This window comes from Citrobacter sp. Cf118 (assembly GCF_030334095.1).
GTDB classification, from domain to species: domain Bacteria; phylum Pseudomonadota; class Gammaproteobacteria; order Enterobacterales; family Enterobacteriaceae; genus Citrobacter; species Citrobacter freundii.
Genome location: NZ_JAOWES010000078.1, coordinates 1 through 3472, shown reverse-complemented (window position 1 = coordinate 3472; position 3472 = coordinate 1). Strand labels below are relative to the sequence as shown.

At 44.9% G+C, this 3472-nt stretch carries 3 protein-coding genes; all 3 read right to left on the bottom strand.

Annotated features, from left to right (window positions below):
• A partial coding sequence (locus tag OGX67_RS08805) for a formylglycine-generating enzyme family protein (protein ID WP_286526343.1) occupies window positions 1-575 on the bottom strand: 575 nt, incomplete at its 3' end.
• Window positions 575-2905 (bottom strand): hypothetical protein, encoded by a 2331-nt coding sequence (locus tag OGX67_RS08800; protein ID WP_286526341.1) that lies wholly within the window; start codon window positions 2903-2905, stop codon window positions 575-577. The genes OGX67_RS08800 and OGX67_RS08805, both read right to left, overlap by 1 nt.
• Before the next feature lie 42 nt (window positions 2906-2947).
• The coding region (locus OGX67_RS08795; protein WP_286526339.1) for a formylglycine-generating enzyme family protein at window positions 2948-3472 on the bottom strand (525 nt) is incomplete at its 5' end.

The window sequence follows — 3472 nt, the reverse complement described above, 5'->3', positions numbered from 1 at the left end:
CCGGTTTTCTCATCTTCACGCCAGTCGCCGTCATCCGTTGCCACCAGAATATACTGGCCCCGGTCACGCGCCGCATACTCCCACTGCGCTTCCGTCGGCAGGGAAAACGGCAGCCCCGTCTCCTTTTTCAGCCAGCGGCAGTAATTCTCGGCCTCTGTCCATGACACCACCGCCGGACTGTTTTTAAAATGGGTCATGGCCGCCAGCGTTTTATTATCGAATTGATCTTTGTAACGTAACTCCGGTAATCCCGCCATTTTCAGGTAAAAGGCGTAATCCTCATGGGTCACCTTGAAACGACCGATGGAATAGCTGCTCAGCGTCACTTCATGCACGGGTTTGGTATCTTTTTCCGAAGAACAGCGCGCCCCCTCACCGTGCGTGCGGGAGCAAAAATCCCCCATCCAGAACGTGCCGCCCGGAATAAACACCAGATCGCCGGTGATGCGTTGCAGGTAGTGTGCTAATTCAGCGTTATCCTGCGCCGCAGGCTCCGGTTTATCGCAACCGCTCAGCAACAGCAACAACAACAACAACGATGCCAGGCTATATTTATAAATTCGTTTTTTTTCCATTAATCGTTACTCTCCCATTTTTGCTGATACTGAGGATCAACCGGCACAAAATGACACAGTGACCTATAAAATGGATTATCATCACAATGTAATTTGTATTGTTTGCTGCAATTTGGCGAAAAAGAATAACCGTAGGTTGGTTTTTCCTTTAAACGCGACACCAGTTCATCTAAATCTCGCAGTTCTAGTTTGTCGATGATATTATCCAGCTCGTCATCACTATCAATGCCCGTCTGCAGGAATATCCGGATATTCTTTTGCGCCATTTTAACAATCGCGTCCTCATTACCGGGGTACACCGTTCCCGTTGCGGTAATACGCGTCAACACCTTTTTCCACTCCCGTTTGGTCTGAATACTGGACAAAATAAACAATACCGCTTTTTTTCGTTCATGGTTGGTGTCCGGGATAATACCATCACCCTGGTTATTGATATCAATACGGTCGTAGGCGCCATCTAAAGTCAGGAGATACAAGGCAGTACCTTTTGCCTCAGGAGAATAAAGATATACATTGCCAGGGTCGCTATTAATCTCAGCCGCAAATTTATTGCGCTTTGCCGACTGGTCTCTTGCCGTCATAATTTCTGTAAACGTTGATTTAATAAACCCAGAGAAATCTTTGAGAACATCATAAAAATCAGCCTTCATCTTATCATAATACTCTTTGTATTTTTTCTCCTTATCCATCAATAAAATATACCACAAGGCATTAAACGCCTCCTCCTCAATAATCACCCAGTGCTTATAGTCCATGCCATAGAGTTGATAGATAACCCATACGGCGAATTCCATAAACAGCTCGGGAGTAATCTCACCCTCCACAAGTCCCTTCGCGCCGGGGCCCAAACACAAACTGCCATGCATATGGAACCTGAATCTTCCTTTAACAAAGCGAACCCTAAATTCACCGCTAGCTCCAGCGCCTAACTGAACCTCGCCACCGACTTTAAGCGAACCAAAATCCTGGAAATCACCTAAATGCTCTTCTTTCTTTTTATTCTTTTCTTTTTGATTTTGCAGTTGAATTAATTTATCCATTGCCGAGGCGTCAAGCATTAAGTCTGGTTCAAGACCTAATTTTTTTAACATGGCCGGGATTTCCGCCACCAGTGAAGTAAAGGGTTTCAGCCACTGTAATGTTCCACCTAAACTGGCGCCAACTTTAGCACCACCAAAGGCTTCCGCTTTTACTTCCAGTCCTTTTTTTGCTTTGCCTTTATTGCCCTTAACTTTTACGCCTTCTTTTCGTTCAACAAATGTCGAACTTTTGGTGCGATTTCCCATTAGCAACTGTTTTTGATTGTATGTCACAAACTGCAGATTGGCTTCTATCTTGGCTGATGCGCCAACATACCCGGTCAATTGCCCTTCTATTTTTGCCCTCAGGACACCAATATTGGCTTCTTCCTTATCATTAATCATAAATTTAAGCGGCCAGCCGGTCCGGTCGGGAACAAAAAGTGTGGAGTTTACTTTTCCAGAGAAAACGGTTAATTCAGCTTGAGCCTCACCTTTTATTTTCACTTGTCCGGTATCAGGGTCCCAGCTATTAAGCGTGGAGGCATTCGCTGTCAAACGCATAAATTGAGCACCCGCAGAAACATCAATATATTCACCCGTGTGCTTATACTTTTTATCGTTCCATACCTCGGCCCATTCTGTTAATGTCTTCTCAAATTTGATGTTTGCACCGACAGTCATTGTGCGATCCATCATTTGTTTAATCTTCTCCTTGGCTGTTTTCAACTTCTCTGATAAAGATTTTATATCGATACCAATAATATTATTATCTTCATCTTTGGTGAAAATATTATCACCACTAAAATCATCCACGGAAATCACTGTGAATTTTGTTTCAAACTTCTTATAGTCTTCTTCTTTAACATATGAATAAAATCGACCAAAAGCTCGCTTCTTAATATCTTCAATGGGTATTAGCTCAACTATAGGTTTATACCCACTTTGTTCATTGAAATCCCCCAACTCCTGCTGTAGATTTTTAGTTGCCGTTTGTAGCTCACCTTCAGCCTTTGATATTTCATTTTCCAGTTCGGGCAACCTGTCCTTATTGGCAGTATCCTTTAACTGCACACCATATTTTTCAATAGCCTGAGAGTATTTATTTCTTGCAATATGTTGTTTATTTACCAGGTCGCTCAGTTTACTCATAGCAACTTCAAACACGCTGGCATCCGCTTCATCAATAAAAATCAATTGTAATTTGTCAATCCTGAAATAGCATTGACAAGATTTGACAATCACAATTTTTACATTTGACTCAACCTTACTCGTTTGATGATCTGCTGCTGGCGTGTTTGAACCGCTCATAATCTTTTCCCTGATTATTCAGATGCATAAATTAATAAATTATCACTTCACCGGACTCGGGTGGTTCACTGCACAGCGCACGGTTTTGTCGGTTGGTGGATAACCTTTATTTCCTGGGTCGGTTTTATAGCGCACCATGGTCAGCCCGAGCCCCGGCCCTGAATAGTTCTGGCTGCGCAGCACCCGCGTGTAGTACCCGTCCGGGTCTTTAAATACCGGCTGCTCCGGGCCCTGCGGGTCTTTTACCGGAGAATGGCTGTAGTATTCCGGGTCATACCAGTCCTTCATCCATTCCCAGCCGTTTCCAGCCATGTCGTAAATCCCCAGCGGATTGGGGGGACGGAAATCACGTGGAAGCGGGGATAGCCACTTGAGGGTTGAGCCTGTCTTTTTGGCATACTCTTCAGTATCCAGCTCAGTGGCAATGTTGATGCCCTTGCGGTTTTCTATACGTATCGTGCCGTCATCGGTGGGCGCCACCACATATTTACCCCGGCTACGCGCCGCGTATTCCCACTGCGCCTCCGTCGGCAGCGAGAACGGCAGGCCCGTTACCCCTCCCAGCCA